This is a genomic window from Lactobacillus sp. M0390, assembly GCF_016102085.1.
Taxonomy (GTDB): Bacteria; Bacillota; Bacilli; order Lactobacillales; family Lactobacillaceae; genus Lactobacillus; species Lactobacillus apis.
In genome coordinates this window covers 295,792-313,603 of record NZ_JACFPH010000001.1, presented here as the reverse complement: position 1 = coordinate 313,603, position 17,812 = coordinate 295,792, and the positions used below count along the sequence as shown (strand labels likewise).

Here is a 17,812-nt window from a genome sequence, read left to right as displayed (position 1 = left end):
TAAAAAGTTGCAGACTATAGTTCTTTTAGATTGTTTAAGCCACCTACAAAATTGAGTATGACGGAAGCTACTAAGCAAATAACAGCTACGATAAAAATCAAATGTACTTCACAATTAACTAAGACTCCACTTACTAAAGACATGATTGGTCCTATTATTCTAGTTAAAGATGTAGAAACTGCTGTAATTGTTCCTTTATATTGAGTTGGCGTTTTTGCTTGAATAATCGTAAAGAAATTTGCTTGAGACCATACACTACCAAACGAAACAAGTGCGTAACCACCAGTTACCATTATAAAGGACTTGGTATTAAGCATAATTGCAAAACCTAATGCAATTAACAGACCGATCATAATTAGTTGAAATCCTATTTTGAACTTTTTATTTAAATGTAAATAAGCAAAATTTCCAATGATGCTTGCAACCGCTGAGACCGTAAAGAAAATACTGACCATATTTACACTTAAGTTCATAGCTTGCTTTAATACGAAAGTTAACATTGGTATAACTGCTTGAAAACCGATATTAGCAACTAAAAAGCTGATTATTAACCATTTTATTGTATGTTGTGAGAACAGGAATTTTATACCATCTTTTGTACCTTTTTTGAAAGAGCTCTGTGCAGTAGCAGTTTTCTCTTCATGCAGTGGTTGGTAGTTTCTAATTACTAAAGCAAGGTAGCCGAAGCTAAGTGAATCAAGTAGGAAACCACCCATATAGTTAAGCAAATTAATAATAATTGCAGAAATCCCTGGACCAAACGTTTTTTGAATAGATGAAATTAATCCAACTTTACCTGAAACGCTTGATAATTCTTCTGTATCGACAGATTCGGCAATAAATATCTGATAACCTGTCCATGAGATTAGATCAAAGCTGCCTAGCAAAAAGACAATAAGAAGTATTAAATAAATTGAGATATTATTGGCAGTCAAAATTGGAACACAAAATATTAGCAACATTTGCATCACTAGTGAAATAAGCATAATTCTTTTTCTTGGATAAATATCGTAAATGGGTCCTATAATCAAGCCGAACAAGGCAGTAGGAAGATATTCAACTGCTGTTAGCAGTCCCATGATAATTGAAGAATGTGTTTTAGACAGCATTAGCAATGGAATTGCAAAAATGTAAAATTGATCACCCATTCCTGAAATTGCATATCCCAATAAAAGCTTGGATTCTTCTTTAAGTTTTTTCATCCCTACAATGCTCTTTCTAGCTAAAAATTAAAGCAAATAAAAAGCTTTTAACCATAAAAATAGCTAAAAGCTTTGATTTAAATACAAATATCCTATTATTTTCCTTTTTGAAAAATAGTCACACATTTAACACTTTAAAAGTAAAATTACTTATTTTATAGGTACTTAGCTATTAATGATATCTTTAGATTTTTTCTGCTACTTTAACTATAGCACTAATTAGACCGTTACTATTAACTGCATTAATGAGAAAAAACCTGTCAGATTGTTCTGACAGGTTTTTTGAGGAATAATTCACAACTAGTTTCATTATTACTTTATTATATTAGTTTTTACTTTTTAAATCTTCCAATCGTGATTCTTCTATTTCATTCCTTAATTCAGTTTCATACTCTTCTCTTTGCACTTTATCCCAACCGTAGTAATCAGCCATATGGTTGACAACACCAGTTTTAACTTCATTCAATGTGTCACTCTTGAATAAAATGTGGTAAGTGCGACGTAAAAGATAATCGACAGGTGTCAGTGTCATTTCTTCAGCTAACGAATAATCAAGTGCAGCAGTTTCTCCCAGACTTAATCCATCTGCTGGTTTAATTGTACGAGCATAATCATATATCTGTTCAGCTTCTGAACCAAATAAATTGGCAATTTCTGTCGCATCTGCTTTTGACAGACCAGCTTCTTCGCCCTCTTTAGCAATACGGGCAAGTTCTTCTTCAGCATTGTCAGAGTCAAAGTCGCCACCTGCAACCTTAATTTCGGCTGAATCTTGTAAGGTAAAGTTCTTTGAAAACTTATCGTGCAGTTTTTCCAGAATCTTATCCATTGCTCCATTTGCCATAATACGGTAATCGGTCAACTTACCACCAGCTAAAGTGATTAATCCATCCTCTGCTTCAGTTAATGAACTACCACGTGACACAGCTGATGGTGCGGAAGTACTATCAGAAACACTGGCACCTGTTGCGGCATCAGCTGCTTCGTTTTCTTCAACTTCTACTTCAATTAATGGACGAACACCAGCCCAACTAGCTTCTACATCATCTATAGTTAAATGAGCAGAAGGATATTTCTTATTTATAATACCTAATAAGTAGTCAACATCACCTTGCTCAACTGTTGGATGAGCATAGTCACCTCTAAAGTCAGTGTCTGTAGTCCCAAAGTAGGTCTTGCCTTCCCGAGGAATAGTAAAAATCATACGACCGTCATCGGTACCCGAACCGAAATAAGTTGGTTGTGGTACTGTCAGACGTGATTGGTCAACAACAAGGTGTACACCTTTAGTAGGACGTAAACGTGGTTTCTTGTAAACTTCTTTATCTGATTGTCTTACCAAATCAGACCATGGTCCAGAAGTATTAATAATTACGTCCGCATGAATTTCAAAATCTTCACCAGTTAAATTATCATGAACACGCACGCCGTTTGCTTGCTTTTGGTCATCATGCAAAATTTCAACACATTTTAGTCGACTAACAGCCAAACAACCTAATTCGTGTGCCTTTTTAACGTTTTCTAGTACCAGACGTGAATCATTATTTTGATAATCTAAATAAACCCCTGCTCCTAGAAGATTTTTACTATTTAACTGTGGCTCACGTTTTAAGGTTTCTTCCTTATCCATCGTATAATTAGCATATTTGGTCAAAGGAGAATCTCCTTCGATGCCAGCTAGATGATCATAAAGATCCATTGCAACTTTGACAGAAAACATAGTAAAGGCTGCACCAGGTTCGTCATAAATAGGTAAAATCATTGGATCTGGTTGAGTCATATGTGGAGCAATATGTTGAATAACTGCACGTTCCTTAACTGTGTCGGAAACTACCTGAACGTCAAAAGTTTTAAGATAGCGAATACCACCATGAACTAATCTAGTCGAGCGTGATGAGGTACCACTACCAAAGTCTTGCATATCAATCAAGCCAGTTTTCATTTTAGCTGCACTAGCTTGCAAAGCCACACCTGCTCCTGTAATACCACCACCGATTACTAGCAAATCTAGTTTCTCGTTTTTTAAACGTTCAATTTCTTCTTCTCTTGTTTTAATTGAAAATGCCATGATTTATTCTCTTTCTTTGTAAAAAACACTACTTACTTCTTTAGGTATGGTTTGTATGAAAAGCTTTGAGCTGCCTTAACCGCTGATTTCCAGCCTTCGTAAAGGTGTTCTCTTTCCTCATCACTCATTTGGGGTTCAAAGGTCTTACCTACTTTTTGAATTTTCTTAATTTCATCAAGACCACTCCAGAAGTTGATTGCTAAGCCTGCCAGAAAAGCTGCGCCAAGTGCTGTAGTTTCAAGGTTAGCTTCACGCTCTATCTCAGTTCCTAAGATATCTGCTTGGAATTGCATCAAATAGTCATTGTTTGCTGCTCCACCGTCGACCTTCAACTTAGGAATATCAATCTTTGTATCCTCATGCATCGTATCAATTACATCGCGACTTTCATACGCTAAGGACTGCAAAGTAGCTTTAGTAAAATCATTCTTGGTAGTACCGCGAGTTAAGCCAAAGACAGCACCGCGTACATTAGAATCCCAATATGGAGCACCTAATCCAGTAAATGCTGGAACAACGAAAACTTCGTTATTATCCTTTGAATTTTGAGCTGCCTCTTCTGATTGAGAAGCGTCATCAATAATTTCCATCTGATCACGTAGCCATTGAATTGCAGAACCTGCTACATAAATACTACCTTCTAAAGCGTAATTTACTTTGCCATTTATTCCGTAAGCTACAGTAGTTAACAAGTTATTAGAAGAAAACTTTGGCTTTTCACCAGTGTTCATAACTGTGAAAGCACCGGTACCATAAGTATTTTTAACCATGCCTGGTTCAAAAGCTAGTTGGCCAAACAAAGCTGCTTGCTGGTCACCGGCCATTCCAGCTATTGGCACTTCACTACCATAAAAATGGTATTCTGCTGTAGTACCATAGACTTCAGAATTGGACCGAATTTCAGGTAGTAATTGTCTTGGAATGTTCAATAGCTTAAGAATTTCATCGTCCCAATCAAGTTGGGTAATGTTAAAGAGCATTGTCCGGCTGGCATTCGTATAATCTGTCACATGAACTTTACCGCCTGTTAATTTCCAAACCAGCCAAGTGTCAATGGTGCCAAATAATAATTCGCCCTTTTCAGCCCGCTCTTGAGCACCAGGAACATGATCAAGAATCCAGCGTATTTTAGTTGCTGAAAAGTAAGCATCAGGTATTAAGCCAGTTTTCTCATGAATCATGTCTGAATAGCCATCGGCAATTAACTTGTCAGCTATATCTGAAGTTTGCCGTGATTGCCAAACTATTGCATGATAAATCGGTAATCCGGTTTTTTTATCCCAAATTACTGTCGTTTCACGCTGATTGGTAATACCAATACCAGCAATTTGATTAGGTTTGATTCCCGAATTAATAAACGAATTGGCAATTGTAGATAATACTGAATTCCAAATTTCATTGGCATCATGTTCTACCCAGCCAGGTTTAGGGAAATATTGATTAAATTCTTTGCGTGAGTCAATTACCTTTTTACCATCATGGTCAAAGATAATTGATCGAGTACTTGTAGTACCTTCGTCAATCGCTAAAATATATTTTTCAGCCATTTATACTTTTTCTCCTTTTTAGTCACAAAACTAATTTAGTAATGGTAACCGTTTTTACAGATTTAATTTTACCCTCGCTTTTTAGAAAGCGCTAACATATAATGATAATAACTTATTAGGTAAAGTTATAAGCAAAAGGATAAAACGTGATGAAATACAGTTTATTAGCATATAAATACTTTATTGATGTAGTTGAAACTCAAGGATTTACTCCTGCTGCAAAAAGAAATTTTGTCTCTCAAACAGCAATCAGCAATGCGATTAAAAATTTAGAAGATGAGTTAGGTGTCCAACTAATTGACCGTTCAACTTCACACTTTAAGGTAACCGTGGCAGGAAATAACCTATACAATTGTGCAGTACCTGTTTTAAAAAATTACTACGAATTCAATGAAAAAATCAGTCAATTAAACAATTCATTTCAAACTTTGAGAATACATTACTTACATGGTTTTGATTATTGGACTGTAAAATTAGCTGACTCTTTGACCAAAAATAGCCCTAGCCTAAAAGTACAACTGGATACTGAAAATTTTTCAACAAGTATACCTAAGCTTGATGCTGGCGACTATGACGTACTGATTGGCTTTTCTACTGCCGTCAGTAAGATTAAAAATATCCATGTTAGAAAAGTTGGTACCGCTAGTTTTGGGATTTTATTGAATCAAAGTTCTTTCGATTCAAACGGGAAACTTAAGAAAAACATACTAAAAAAACACCCCCTTTTTTTACAAAGATGGAGTGCTACTGATAATAATGATGTACAAACAAAAATCAAAAATACTCTGGAAAAAATGCATATTAGTTATGAAGAAATTGATTATTTAGATAGTTTTGACTCTGCATTATCAAATGTTGTGTTAGACCAGGGTATGGCAATCTATCCAGAGGAACTATCACTACCCAAGATTTATGATAGCCGTGTTACTTTTTTACCTGAGCTACCGAAATTAAAATATGATGTTGTTGCAATATATAAGAACCCAGCAATCTCTAATATATTAGAGCGTTCTTTATCAAAAGACTAAGTGATGTGCTTTTTCTAAAATTTTATGATCAATCCTAGACAAAATGTAACAAGTCGGCGACCATTTGGCGACCACTAATGATAAAAAAGCCTATAACCACGAAGGTTATAGGCTTTTATTTAGGGAGATGAGGGGAATTTATAATTGAAATCATCAATAAATATCAAATATAAACCTTGATATAATAGCATTTTAAAAACAACTGACAATAGTAATTTTTGAAAAGTTAGTCCATGTGGTTCTCTATGTCATTATTGTTTTCTAATTCATTTCTTTTTTCGGCAATAATCTTTTCCAAGTTGTCTAAATCTTCAAGGGTCGCAAATTTATTAACGAATCTTTTAGCTTGAGACCTAGCCGCAAGATAATTCATTCGCTCTTTATTTTTTTGATTCCATTTTTTATTTGCTTCTTTTTTTGCTTCAGTTAGCTTAGCCATTTTGTCACGCTCCAAATTATCGCAATGATTACTACTACAATTATAACTGTTTTAAGGATAGTTCTAGGTCTTAAATCTATTTTTGTCTTGATTGTCCAATTACCTTTTTGCTTTTTAAAATTATATACTTTGTTCACTGCTTTTGCTCCTTCCTAATTTTTCCTGAAATTTTCTTTTTTCTTGTCTACAATAAAGAATATAAATAATTTATTGTTAGATAAAAAGGAGAACAACATGATAAATACAAAAGCCTTTACTAAAATTTCTTCGGGACTTTTAATTGGCTTAGGACTTTTAACTATACAGCAAAGTTCAAGCCCTGTTTTGGCTGCCTCTTCACCTAGAGTTCAGTTAAGACAGAATTCCTATGTATATTCTTCAAAGGGTAGTAGAAAAAGTAAAGTTTCATTAAAACGAGGAACATATCTTAAAACTTATGGGAAAAAATCTATAAAAGGAAAAGTATATTACAATATTGGTAACGGACGATATGTAAAGAAAATTAATACGGTCATCCCCCCTAAGGAAGACAAGGATCCAGTTTTATTTACGGTTTATTTGAAATATGACGCTGAGTTTTATACAAAGCCTAACGGTAAAAAATCGCTTTATACACTGATTGGAAAACAACCAGTCTATGAAACATATACAGATGATAAAGGCAATACATGGTACCGAATTAAGTACCAAAATTGGGTAAAGGCAACCGATACCCAAAAATCGAAGCCAAAGCAGGATAACGATGATGTTTCTACTTCAGATAACCAAGACAATTCTGATGACAACACAGGTGTAATTGTTGAAGAAGAAAAACAAAACTCTATCCCTAGTGGAACCTCTCTTGACAGAGCCACCATCGAAGAGACAGCCAAATGTTTTGAATCACTGGTAAATGATTGGCGCGCTCAACAAGGGGTAGGATCCAAAGTATCATACACAACTAAGCATTATGATTATGATGTTGCAAGATCAATTGAATTAGCACAGCATTTTGACAAATATCAGCAATCCGATCATCACGCTGGTTCAAAAACAGGTGGTGAAATGATTTGCTTAGTAACCTATGGCAGTCCTCAAAAAATGGCAGAATCTGCATTTAATAAGTTTGTTTATAGAGATGCTAACGCTGGGTATGCACACAGAGATCACCTAAAAATGCCGTCACTTAGAACCTTTGGAATTGGACTAGGTGTCACCCACTTTAACGGTGATTATACAAATGGCGTTTGTTTCGTTGTTGCTTCAAACATATAACCCTATAATTTTAAGTTTCAAATAGAAGCCTAGATTAATTCTAGGCCTTTTCTTTATCCCTTCATGCTGTAAGGTTCCTAAAATGGCAGCACTACTCTTTTGATTTTATATAAAAATGCTACATCTATTTATTTCCACTTTTGAATTTATAACAATGCACTATAATTAATTTAGCTTAGTTAATAGTTTAAATAGAAAAAGAGGTTATATGTTAAGACAACTAAAAGCTAACACTCAAAAACAAAAATATGGTAGCTGCTGTTGATTTAGGCTACGGAGCAGTTTTACGAAAAGCTTCAAAGTACTTATCCAGGATTAATGATGGTTTTAACGTAAAAGATATTATTGAATTTACGAGAATAGTTAATTCAAGCCCAACAAAACGAAATGAATGGAAAAAAGGAAATTTTGCTTAAAATTAATAGATACAAGTACATCTCATTGGTATTTGAAAATGAACCAAAAAATGTTACTATATAGTAGATGAAGGTTATAAACAATTAAGTTAGGTGAAAAAATGACACTTAAACAAGTTAATTTTAGAGTTGACGATAAGTCTGAAATTTATCGCTGGCTAAAATACCAGCACAATAAATCCGCCTCGATTGCCGCTGCACTAACAAGCGCAATCGAGGAATACGGTTATACAGATTTGGTAAAAACAATAATTAAGCAAAAAGCAAGCCATGACAATACTGACAGACTATTACGTACCACTGATAATACACAAGACAAAGAAAAAAACGAGAAATATAAAAATTTTAAAATTAAGAATAGTTATACGATATAAAAAGGTATACAATGATATGATCCCCAAATTTAGGACAAATTTGGGGGTATTATTATGTCTAAATTATCTAAGCAAGATAAAATTGAAATCTTTAATCTTTGGCAAAACTATCAGGTTGTAGCCACTGAGTTGAGTCGCCGCTATCAGGTTTATTCGTCTACTATTAATTATCTCTTAGCCCTCATTAATCGTTATGGTACTGCTATTCTTGACCGACCGTATACAAGTTATTCAATTGCATTTAAGGAGTAGGCCATTAAACTGGTGCTGGTTAAAAACGAAGCGATTTACCAAGTGGCACTTGAAGCTAACCGTCGAGAACGAATTCGTAAAAAAATTGAGCGCCTTAATCGATCAGCGGAATAAGAACCGCAAGCCGCGGAAATAGCTCATGCAGTTACCGAACTAAGGCACGAACTTAAAGTCAGCATAACTTTTATTCTTAATATTATTAATGCAATCCTGACCTGCCACACTTATCGCGCAGCAATTACTACTACACGCTAAAAAAAGCAACAAGGATTAAGGCAATCAAGCCGTAATGGCAGAAATCAAAACGATATATGAAGAGCATAAACTCCGCTATGGCTACCGCCGCATTACCCTGGAATTAAGACGTCGCGGCCTGATAATCAACCACAAGAAAGTGCAACTCCCAAAAGCTCTTTTGCTTGGTTAGTAAAAGCTAGCGCAAGTATAGCAGCTACCCCAGTACCCAAAGTCCGATTAAGCCTAATTTAATTAAACGCAACTTTAGGCAATTTACCCTGAACACAAGTGGTATTCTGACGTGACAGAATTTAAATTGAATAGCCAGAAGACCAACCTGTCGCCCATCATTGATGGGTGCACGCAGGAGATTATTGTCTAGACCATTTCGCGCAGTTCCAACCTCAAGCAGATTATGGACATGTTTAGGGCAAGCATTCGGCACTAAATGGCCTTTTCACACAGACCAGTGCTGGCAGTACCAGCATCAACAATTTCAAGCCTGGCTTAAGAACAATGGCATCGATCAATCGATGTCACGCAAGAGCAACTCGCTGGATGATGGACTAATGGAGGGCTCCTTTGGCATCATAAAGTGGGAAATGTTTTACAGCTTTGAACATGCCTTCAAGAATTTAAACGCACTAGAAAAAAGCAATCAGCAAGTATATTAATTACTACAATACCAAAAGAATCAAAAGCAAACTAAAAGGACTAACTTCGATTGAATATCGGAAGTTAGTCCTCAGCTAGAATTTATTAAACTGTCCTAATTTTTGGGTTCACATCACAAAAAGCGAGTTTTTATATATTATCAATTCATTATCCTCATCTCATAGTCTTTCTAGTCGAATTTGAGGGCTATTCGTGTCATCTACACTCTGTTTCCTGGTTACACTAGGTTGTTTTTGTAGAGCTCTTTCTTTTATTTGGTTAATTATTTCTCTTGCTGAGCTTCTTTTTAACTTTTAATTCCTTAGCTGGTGCCTTCATGTTGACCTTCGTTTTCGGGAAATCGTAACTGCCATACTCAGCTATAACTATCCTCAAAGCAAGTCTTTTTGTTGGAGACTTACCGATCCGATTGTTCTTTAATTTTTCTATGTTCGCATCTCTATCACTTTTTAGAACAGTTCAATCCGTTTGCCTTTAGTACCTCATTACCATTATTTTAGCTTGCAGTACATATAGATTTAAAGTTCAAGCAAAATATACTTTGCTAAAAAGAAAATCCGTTAGATGTCTAACTAGGTGAATCTAACAGCGCTTGAATTCTGTCTGAACTGTAATCAAACTTAACTGTTGCCAAATCAACTGGTAATTGCATTATCATTAAAAATATAATTCCTGGTAGGGAGTATTATAGAATTTTCCGAGCAACTCTCAGCGGAGACGACGTAGACGTATATGAGATTCATAAAAAGCTTAAAACTGATAAAGATGAATTAAGGATAATCTTGAATGTACTGATTCTTCCGTTAAAATTTCAAAAGATGAGTTTAAGACTTTTAATCAAAAGGACTGTATTTCTCAACTATTCCCTGACTATTTGCCGGGTAATTTTTACCCAAACGGTCAAAAAGCAGACAGTTCAACGTAAAATATAAGGCTCTTGAATCCGTATCTGTTTTAAAATCAAATAACATAAAACTAAAACATGAAACTGTAACTTTGAAATAAAACAAAAAGGCCTTTAAGAAGCAGGCCACCAAACTTAGTTCTTAAAGGCGTCGACCTATACGCGACAAGTCAGCGACTAGGTCACTCTAACATGTCAATTACCGCAAAAGTTTATGCTCATATGATTGACGAATTAAAAGCTAAGACTGATAACCGTATTGAAGAAATACTAGATACCTTATAAATAAAAAATGGACTAAACAGTACTCAAGATAAGTACCGTTTAGTCCATTTTTAGTCCACCCATGTATCAAAACACTGTAATATAAGCATTTATAGCATAGATTCTATGGAGATGAGGGGTTTCCTTTTTAATATAAATAGGCTCAAATAGACTCAAACATTTCAGTAATCACCACCATTTATAAAAAGGATTTAAATGGTTATAAAATTTTTTTCGAACTTTTTCGAATTATTCCAACGTTGATTTTCTTTCTAACTTAAATTGCTAATAAATTTATAACTAGGAAACGAAGAGTCATACTAATAAGCTACTCTTTTAACCTATTTCTACATTATTAATGTCTTCTAACTCAATCCATTCGCCTGCAATAACTACGTGGTCAACTTGATAGCCATCTACGGTGCCAATTATATCAGGCAGGAATTTATCATCGATATCAACCTGCTTCAACTGTACTGATACTGATCTATGATTAGCATAAGCAATCATCAATATTTCACTGATTGATTCAAGAGACATTGGTTTCTTTTTTTCATAAACCTGTGCGCGTTCCTTGTCAATCTTACCAACTTTAGAAGTAAAGTCGCTTAGCATAAATCCCTGCCATTTTTTCATGCCACGATCTTGGTATGTTCTGAAAAAATCATCTAATCTTTTATCAAATTCTTTACTCACTTGCGTACCACCCAAACGTTAGTTTGGTATAATTGTAAAACCTAAGTGATAAAAAAGCAATTTTATGGTTTAACTTTTTAGTTCATCTCTTCGCTGTTGGATATACTCTAGTGTTTTGTCTAAGTCTTCTTCAGTAGCATACTTCAAAATGAAATTTTTAGAGTCCGATTTTCTCCTTAAGTAAGTCATTTTATCTTTATTTTTATCATTCCATTTTTGGTTTGCACGTTTTTTTGCATCACTTAACGTCATATTAGCGCTCCTATTGAAAATAACAGTATTCCTAATAATATAGCAATCATTGCTGATTTATAGTACTTTTTTTCTTTATCAGTCATGTTATAATGGATAGCAAAGAGTGGAGCTAAGCTCCACATCTTTGGTTATTTACAAAAGGCTTTAACAATGTCTTGAATCAAGTTGATAAGTGCGGTTGCTGGAACAGCCCATGCCGCTATTGCGGTGTACTTAGCAACTTTTTCACCTGACTGTTGAAGTCTTTTTTTATTTCTTGCCATCCATGTCTCACCTCCTTACATATATTATAATACACTTACGTAAGTGTAGTGTCAATTATTTTTAGGAAAATAAAGCCACCTAGAACTTAGTCTAAGTGGCTTTTATTTGTTTTTGTAATGAATTATTTTATATTCTATTTTCGCTGTTTTTCTATTTATCTTGTTTTTCATCATTTCTATCTCTTTTTTAATAGTCTGTAGCTCTTTTTTATCCATTTCATATTTTTGTTCATCCAATTTTTCTTTCTTTTCCTCATCTACTTTCTCTTGCTTATCAAATTCGTCAATTTCCGAACGGACATAAACAAACATGTCAATAAATAATAAAATAGAATTCACGAAAACATTAGAAAGTTGGTATGTCAAGACCATATAACCTTGTTCATCAGAAAAAGATATGATAGCTAAACTAGCCGCAGAAAAATACAAAAAATACTTTAACGCTGATTTAATTGTTTCTGCTACAAAAAGGTGCTTATCTCCTCTAATTTCCTTAATGACTTTTAGACAGCGAATAAAATAAAGAAATAAAAAATATAGTAATAAAGAAATGATCGTTCCAGCTGCATAAATTGTATAATCTTTTAAATATTTTTGTATTTCCGTATTGAATACTCCAAATATTGAAATTAACAATAATAAAGATATCGGAATAATATAGGGTAGCATTAAATATTTAGAGTCTTTATCGAATTTTTCTTTATTATTAAAAAAGTTATGAAGTAAAGCATCAGAAACAGTCAATATTATTAACAAAATTGATCTGGATAATTTTTTTGTGCCATAAATTAACATTATAGCTATAGCAAATAGCACTTCCAAAAAATTATAATTTAATTTTCTTTTTTTATTTGATTTCATATTTCCTTACCTCGTTTTATTTAATTATAGCACCAAAAAAAACCACCCCAGAGCAATGCTCCAGAGTGGATTATTGATTATTATTTAGTATTTTTGATGTTTTTACCGCTGAAGCCCTTTTTCAAGTCTTTAGCAAATTGTGCCTTAGTAATACCTAACTTAGTTAGATAGCCCCATGGATCAGTGTGATTGGTATTACTGTAACCATGTTGGACTAGCCATGCATGCGTCTTAATACCGGTTGGCTTGTCGTTGTCAAGCGTTAGCGGAATACCGTATTTCTTAGCAGACCAGCGTAACCAGTTAACGTAGTGTTTATAGGCTTTCATTGCTCGCTTATGATTGGTAAACTCACAAAGCTCAATCTGCACTGGTGCCATACTGTTAGCCGGCATACCTGCGCCCCATGCATCATAGCCAACTTCGCCGACCTGATAGATATTTTCATCGTCAATTACCAAATGGACATAGGTTTGACTGGTGTTAATTCCAGTTTTCATATTGCGAGCTACAGCCCATGCTTCACCATTTGGCGTTGCCGTGGAATGTGCCACAATAAAGTTAGGCTTTGCCTTGTGCGAACTTCCTTCATTATCACTTAATGCGTATTTATAATTTCTTTTCATTATTTATTCTCTCCTTTTTGATTATTAATTTTGGTATCATAGGCATCTTCTATGATGCTTTCAGCTGTTTCTTTAGTTATGTTAGTGTTAGACTTATTTGCTTGTTTAAGCAATTGCTCTGTCGCAGTCTCCTTTTTAACTTGTCCCGGCACATCACGCTTACTTTGATTAACAACGATTGACTGCGCTATTTGATATAAAGTTTCCATCTTTTCCGCCAAGCTTGGATTAATTTGCTTTAAATTGGGATAAATAGCAACAAAAGCAACTGCAATTAATGCCACATACGGAAATATGACATTGATAATATTAGTGATTTGACTCATTGTTTTTCCTTTCTAATATAAAAAGCACTCAGGATTTATTCCTAGTGCTTTTTTGCTGTTTCAATTTTTTGGATAAAATTTTGTACTTGGTTTTACATTCAAGCAGTTCATTTTCCGCCTTATTTCTCAATTCTCTCTCGTTATAGTAATTCTGTTTGAATTCATCTCTCTCCCTTTTTAATTCGTCACGTTCAGATTTATGTTCTTGTATTATTGCATCATAGTCTGCCCTGTTGGTTTTGTGCGACACCGCAACGGCAGCTATTATCGTACTAATAGCACCAGCGAACACTTGTATCCAATTTGATAGATCGCGCAAGTGATCGCCCCCTTAATTCTCGTATGCGCACCTGATAAGCATTACTAATAATCCTGCGTCTAAGATTACAGCCATTATCATTTCAATTTTATTAGCAAATAACACGTGCCACACCTGCTCAACCAGCAGCATGGCCACAGCTGCACTTGCCACAATTAGCAAAATACTCTGCAACTTTCTGCTGCGATTGCCGGTTAATGCCGTAAAAAGCAGGCACACACCTAAAATGACAAAATAATATCCGACCACTCGCTGTTCATTAACGGTCTTAACTGTGGTGGCCAAAAGAAATAATTTTTATCGGCCCACAAAAAAATGCCAATCACAATGATTAGCACTCCTATCAGCATTTGATTAAAGTTGTTGTCAGCATTTCTAGTTAACTGCTTCAGTTTGGTCAACATAATCATCTCCCGTAATCTTCTTATAAGCAGTGGCATCAATTGTCTTTCCAACAAAACTAGCAACTTTTGCTTTGTCATAAGTACCAACAGAATATAGGTAGCTATACAGCTTTTCGAAAATCTTAGCCTTGTTCATTGCTGCTGCCTTCTTCCTTGTCATTATCAGTAGCTGCTGATGAAACCAAATCTGTTAATAAACCTAATTGTTGGTTCATTTCTTCTTGCGTAAGCTTGCCGTCAGCTACATCTTGCTGTAATTTTTTAATTTTATCTGCTAATTTGTTTATTTTTTGCGCTTGCGTCGCCGCATCTAAGTCGAACCATTTATAATTAACAAAGTCGAATTTTGGATCTTTCAAATCGGGGTCTGGTGGTATTGGTGTAAAGGGGGCGGATAATTTCTGCATCCCTTGGTGCAAACCACACCTCGCATGGTACTTCATCAGTTGACTTATAAACTTGTACAAAACCCTTTTCATCATTATTGGCCGCTAAATCAGCACCGCTACTATCTTGATTAACTGTATTCGTTGTTTCTGTCATTTTTGTCTCCTAATCTATAAATTCAATATCGTTCAATGATATCCAGCTTCCTCTAGTATATTGCTCACCATCGTCTGCCAAATATGCAGCCGCATTTTTATATATCCCAACTACTGTCAAAATATCACCTTGCTCTTTGATAGGCATTCCACCGTCAGAAAGCCTACTAATAATGTCCCCGTTCTTATTTATCGAACCTACGTGTGAATGTGAAATAACCCTAGCCTTAACTCCGGCAGAATAGCTTTTGTCAAATGTTTCTCCAGCTATTACTAAGTGATTAACTTCTTTGCCATTCATTATCAAAGTCATGAAGGAGTCACCTCCTTCACGTCTTCCAATTTATATATAAATAGTAAATAGGAGGGACTATTTACCCCCCACTTTCACTTTGGATGGTTACATCAGATAACCGCATAAAAACTGGGGCTGAAACATAAACTATCCTATTTTCTTCATTAGTAAAATTGATTAAAGCTTGAATCCAATATTCTCCATCATCCGGATTATTTGTCTTAGTCAAATATAAGCACTGTTTAACTTCTACTAGTTGGTCTTTTGTGGACGTTCCAGTTGAAAACCTCCCTATAGCTGTCGTTTGAGCTTCGCCAACATAGATAGCTTTCTGCCCTTTTTTAACCTGAACTTGAGTACCTATCAGCGTATTTTTAACAGCCGAAAAGCGTTGTCCGGCAAAAATCAGATTATTAACTTCTTTCCCATTCATTTGAAGCATAATCAATCCCCTTTCTACAATATTATGGTGTTGCAACAATGATATTTGGATTTGCTTTTGAGTAAGCAATGCCACTTGTTAAGTCATCACATTGATGCACTACTTCTTTGTCATCAATATAATTGATAATGCTCTTATAATCGATATCGGTGATTGAACGTTGAAAGTTAGGTCGGTAGTTACTGTTGCCATAGATGCATCTAGTGCTAGTCGTAAAATCAGGAACAGTGCGTCCTGTATAGATCCGTAACTCTTGCGTAATATTGGCAGCGTCATGCTTATACACCTTTAGATATCCTGTATATGTTGTGCCGTCTGTGTTGCCTGGCACTGCACTAAGCGCATTTTTGTTAATTGAACATGTCAGCGTAGTATCCATCAACGAATAGATACCTGGTGTAGTGGCCTTGTCTACATCTAATGTATCTTTTTTTGTGTAAACAAAATCAGGATTTTCAAAAGACGATAGAGTGACGTTACCATCAGCACCTGGTAATCTATTATTAACCTTTTTTACAGCGCCAAGAGTATCAACTTTATTGAGAAGATCAGTAATGTCGTCCTGGGACGCAAACTGATGCCAAGAACCAATATTAGTGTTGGTTACATTACGATAGTACGGCATTATGCCTAGGTCATCTGGATAATATATCTGCACTTTTCGATGCGCACTATCACTATCTGTAGCTGTAATACCAATAACCTGCAATATACCCCAATTAGTCAGTGGCAGATTTTTTATACCGCCTTTTGTGAAATAGATACCAGGTTCGCCAATAGCATTAGCATTGCCTGTAGTTTCTACCAACTTATTGCCGTTGTGATCTGAAATGTAACCAATCATGTCAGAAAAGTTAACTTTTGCTTTTAGTTTGTTATCGATTGCTGTTTGAAGATTGGCAATATCTTTGGTAAAGCTGAAACTATTGAAAGCTGGGAAATCATTCGTTTTAACAGATATTTCACGGAAATACATACCACTGTTTACCAATAACAGTTGATAGACTGCATTGCTATCTGGCGTGTCGTCAAAATTAAAGTTGAATAACCAACCCCAATAATAACCTGAAAAGCTATAGCCACTGTTGGGGTCTTTAGGATCAGTAACATCATACTTAGCAATAATTTTAGTGCTAGATATTCTGTGGACACCTGAACCCACTACATTATCTGGATTAAAGCTCTTGTTTTCGTCCCTTGCAATAACCTCTTTAGCGTCCCTTTGCGTTAAGGGGAAGAATTGAGCGTGGTCTTTTACAGTCGACAATCGAGCGAAATCCTCTGTACTGGTGCCATTAGCCTTGGCCCTTAAAAAGTACATTGCCCCTTGGTTATATGCAGTGTTGGTTATGTACACAATTTGGATATAACTAGCCCCGTCATTGCTGTATATGTTAAAAATCCAACCATTTAGCCCAGTGGTAGACTGATCAAATGCTTGCATGTAACCAGCCGACGATAACTGTGCATTTTGGAATTTGGTGATTCCTTTTGTGGTAAATGTATCCAAGTTGATTGTCTGATTGGATACTATGCTACTTGGATTTGTAAGTACCGCTAAATCATTGCTATCCTTACGCACTTTTGCCAAATCGTCTTTAGTCGGTAATTTAGCAATGACATCAGACAGTTGTTGCTGTGTAACTACACCATTATCTGTAACATTGACTGATACATTATCAGTTTGGCCAACAACCACAAACATTGTCATGTTGAACTTGAACAGTACCTTATCTTTAAAGTCAGGCATCGTTTCAGGCTCAGCCGCAGTAGTTAATGCGTAAAGAATCTCTTTATTAGTACCTTCCTCTTTTGCAAACAAGCCAATAGTGTTCACGTTGTAGCCTGTGGTCAAGTCCTTGTTGTTAAATACTAGCTCTGTACCAATGACAATGCTCTTGTCTTGTGCGGAATTTGCAACATTATTAATCTCACCGTACTGCATCAAACTTGGTAGTGTAGTAAGTTTTTGCAGCTCACTAATACTCTTATCTGCTAACTTTTCGGTTGAAGTAGCAGCCCTGGTAATCGTGAATTTTGCTTTGCCTGAATTAGCCTTAGCAGCTAAATCAAGCCCTGCATTGGTTAATATTGTTTTGTTATATTTTGACAAATTACCACTC

General features: G+C 35.3%; 22 protein-coding genes and 1 pseudogene. 4 read left to right on the top strand and 19 right to left on the bottom strand.

Going from position 1 to position 17,812, the window contains the following annotated elements:
* Positions 1–14 precede the first annotated feature (14 nt).
* From H3R25_RS01585 to glpK, 3 genes are all read right to left on the bottom strand, one after another.
* Positions 15–1,202, bottom strand: a complete 1,188-nt coding sequence (locus tag H3R25_RS01585) for an MFS transporter (protein ID WP_198188774.1) — start codon at positions 1,200–1,202, stop codon at positions 15–17.
* Between the two features lie 325 nt (positions 1,203–1,527).
* Positions 1,528–3,270, bottom strand: coding sequence for an FAD-dependent oxidoreductase (locus tag H3R25_RS01580; RefSeq protein WP_198194066.1), 1,743 nt, complete (start codon positions 3,268–3,270; stop codon positions 1,528–1,530).
* 32 nt (positions 3,271–3,302) lie between these two features.
* Positions 3,303–4,817: a glycerol kinase GlpK gene (gene glpK / locus H3R25_RS01575; RefSeq protein WP_198194064.1), complete on the bottom strand. Its 1,515-nt coding sequence runs from the start codon at positions 4,815–4,817 to the stop codon at positions 3,303–3,305.
* Positions 4,818–4,966: 149 nt separating this feature from the next.
* Here glpK and H3R25_RS01570 point away from each other — a divergent pair, with 149 nt between their 5' ends.
* Positions 4,967–5,845: a LysR family transcriptional regulator gene (locus H3R25_RS01570; protein WP_198194062.1), complete on the top strand. Its 879-nt coding sequence runs from the start codon at positions 4,967–4,969 to the stop codon at positions 5,843–5,845.
* 226 nt (positions 5,846–6,071) lie between these two features.
* On the opposite strand, the gene H3R25_RS01565 is transcribed toward H3R25_RS01570, so the two are convergent.
* Entirely contained in the window at positions 6,072–6,284 is a 213-nt protein-coding gene (locus tag H3R25_RS01565) for a hypothetical protein (protein ID WP_109715359.1), read from the bottom strand.
* Between the two features lie 234 nt (positions 6,285–6,518).
* Between H3R25_RS01565 and H3R25_RS01560 the strand changes: the two genes are divergently transcribed.
* From H3R25_RS01560 to H3R25_RS09155, 3 genes and pseudogenes are all read left to right on the top strand, one after another.
* Positions 6,519–7,538 carry an SLAP domain-containing protein gene (locus H3R25_RS01560; protein ID WP_198194060.1) on the top strand — a complete coding sequence of 340 codons (1,020 nt, stop codon included), beginning with the start codon at positions 6,519–6,521 and terminating at the stop codon, positions 7,536–7,538.
* 517 nt (positions 7,539–8,055) lie between these two features.
* Positions 8,056–8,328 (top strand): hypothetical protein, encoded by a 273-nt coding sequence (locus tag H3R25_RS01555; RefSeq protein ID WP_198194058.1) that lies wholly within the window; start codon positions 8,056–8,058, stop codon positions 8,326–8,328.
* A gap of 54 nt (positions 8,329–8,382) precedes the next feature.
* Positions 8,383–9,570: pseudogene (locus H3R25_RS09155) on the top strand (IS3 family transposase).
* 1,426 nt (positions 9,571–10,996) lie between these two features.
* On the opposite strand, the gene H3R25_RS01545 reads toward H3R25_RS09155, so the two are convergent.
* From H3R25_RS01545 to H3R25_RS01480, 15 genes are all read right to left on the bottom strand, one after another.
* Positions 10,997–11,296 carry a hypothetical protein gene (locus H3R25_RS01545; protein ID WP_232354527.1) on the bottom strand — a complete coding sequence of 100 codons (300 nt, stop codon included), beginning with the start codon at positions 11,294–11,296 and terminating at the stop codon, positions 10,997–10,999.
* 129 nt (positions 11,297–11,425) lie between these two features.
* Entirely contained in the window at positions 11,426–11,608 is a 183-nt protein-coding gene (locus H3R25_RS01540; RefSeq protein ID WP_198194054.1) for a hypothetical protein, read from the bottom strand.
* Positions 11,609–11,739: 131 nt separating this feature from the next.
* On the bottom strand, positions 11,740–11,874 hold the full coding sequence (locus tag H3R25_RS09080) for a hypothetical protein (RefSeq protein WP_255527076.1): 135 nt from the start codon (positions 11,872–11,874) through the stop codon (positions 11,740–11,742).
* A 102-nt stretch (positions 11,875–11,976) separates the two neighbouring features.
* Positions 11,977–12,735 carry a hypothetical protein gene (locus H3R25_RS01535; RefSeq protein ID WP_198194052.1) on the bottom strand — a complete coding sequence of 253 codons (759 nt, stop codon included), beginning with the start codon at positions 12,733–12,735 and terminating at the stop codon, positions 11,977–11,979.
* Positions 12,736–12,815: 80 nt separating this feature from the next.
* The gene (locus H3R25_RS01530; RefSeq protein ID WP_198194050.1) at positions 12,816–13,361 is read right to left on the bottom strand and encodes a peptidoglycan recognition family protein; all 546 of its coding nucleotides are present in this window, start codon (positions 13,359–13,361) and stop codon (positions 12,816–12,818) included.
* Positions 13,361–13,687, bottom strand: a complete 327-nt coding sequence (locus H3R25_RS01525; protein ID WP_198194048.1) for a phage holin, LLH family — start codon at positions 13,685–13,687, stop codon at positions 13,361–13,363. Before H3R25_RS01525 ends, H3R25_RS01530 begins: the two co-directional genes overlap by 1 nt.
* A gap of 28 nt (positions 13,688–13,715) precedes the next feature.
* Positions 13,716–14,006, bottom strand: a complete 291-nt coding sequence (locus tag H3R25_RS01520) for a hypothetical protein (protein WP_198194046.1) — start codon at positions 14,004–14,006, stop codon at positions 13,716–13,718.
* Positions 14,007–14,018: 12 nt separating this feature from the next.
* Positions 14,019–14,180 carry a hypothetical protein gene (locus H3R25_RS01515; protein WP_198194044.1) on the bottom strand — a complete coding sequence of 54 codons (162 nt, stop codon included), beginning with the start codon at positions 14,178–14,180 and terminating at the stop codon, positions 14,019–14,021.
* A gap of 47 nt (positions 14,181–14,227) precedes the next feature.
* Positions 14,228–14,410: a hypothetical protein gene (locus tag H3R25_RS01510; protein ID WP_198194042.1), complete on the bottom strand. Its 183-nt coding sequence runs from the start codon at positions 14,408–14,410 to the stop codon at positions 14,228–14,230.
* Positions 14,382–14,546 carry an XkdX family protein gene (locus tag H3R25_RS01505; RefSeq protein ID WP_198194040.1) on the bottom strand — a complete coding sequence of 55 codons (165 nt, stop codon included), beginning with the start codon at positions 14,544–14,546 and terminating at the stop codon, positions 14,382–14,384. The genes H3R25_RS01510 and H3R25_RS01505 overlap by 29 nt, the downstream gene beginning before the upstream one ends.
* Positions 14,533–14,769 carry a hypothetical protein gene (locus H3R25_RS01500; protein ID WP_198194038.1) on the bottom strand — a complete coding sequence of 79 codons (237 nt, stop codon included), beginning with the start codon at positions 14,767–14,769 and terminating at the stop codon, positions 14,533–14,535. Before H3R25_RS01500 ends, H3R25_RS01505 begins: the two co-directional genes overlap by 14 nt.
* Positions 14,741–14,953, bottom strand: coding sequence for a hypothetical protein (locus H3R25_RS01495; protein ID WP_198194036.1), 213 nt, complete (start codon positions 14,951–14,953; stop codon positions 14,741–14,743). Before H3R25_RS01495 ends, H3R25_RS01500 begins: the two co-directional genes overlap by 29 nt.
* Before the next feature lie 9 nt (positions 14,954–14,962).
* Positions 14,963–15,265, bottom strand: coding sequence for a hypothetical protein (locus tag H3R25_RS01490; RefSeq protein ID WP_198194034.1), 303 nt, complete (start codon positions 15,263–15,265; stop codon positions 14,963–14,965).
* Between the two features lie 61 nt (positions 15,266–15,326).
* A complete protein-coding gene (locus tag H3R25_RS01485) occupies positions 15,327–15,689 on the bottom strand; it encodes a hypothetical protein (protein ID WP_198194032.1) in 363 nt (120 codons plus the stop codon).
* A gap of 22 nt (positions 15,690–15,711) precedes the next feature.
* The gene (locus tag H3R25_RS01480) at positions 15,712–17,802 is read right to left on the bottom strand and encodes a pyocin knob domain-containing protein (RefSeq protein ID WP_198194030.1); all 2,091 of its coding nucleotides are present in this window, start codon (positions 17,800–17,802) and stop codon (positions 15,712–15,714) included.
* Between the last annotated feature and the right edge of the window lie 10 nt (positions 17,803–17,812).